Consider the following 357-nt stretch of genomic DNA (forward strand, 5'->3'; position numbering starts at 1 on the left):
GGGTGTCTTGCGATGAAAATACATGCGGATGACGACGTACCAGTTTCTCATTTAATTGAGCCACTACATCGTTAAAATCAAATAATTGCTGCTCTTGCGCTAGTTGCGCATAAAACACGATTTGAAATAACAGATCACCTAGTTCACCTTTAAGTTCACTTAAATCGTCGCGCTCAATACAATCAGCCACTTCATAGGCTTCTTCAAGAGTGTGAGGTACGATTGACGCAAACGTTTGCTTGAGATCCCAAGGGCATCCGCCCGCAGGGTTTCTCAGTGTTTGCATAATTTCCAGCAGTTGGCTTAAAGCCTCATTGTTAGCCTGATTACTGCCATCGTTTTGCACTGTGCACCCCT

Annotated in this window: 1 protein-coding gene; it reads right to left on the bottom strand. The window is 44.3% G+C overall.

Annotated elements, in window-relative coordinates; translation table 11 throughout:
- Positions 1 to 346, bottom strand: a 346-nt coding sequence (locus tag CWB66_RS21970; RefSeq protein WP_289508528.1) for a MazG nucleotide pyrophosphohydrolase domain-containing protein, incomplete at its 3' end; no start/stop codon positions are given.
- Between the last annotated feature and the right edge of the window lie 11 nt (positions 347 to 357).

Origin of the sequence: Pseudoalteromonas sp. S558 (assembly GCF_005886635.1) — a bacterium.
In the GTDB taxonomy this organism is placed as follows: domain Bacteria; phylum Pseudomonadota; class Gammaproteobacteria; order Enterobacterales; family Alteromonadaceae; genus Pseudoalteromonas; species Pseudoalteromonas aliena.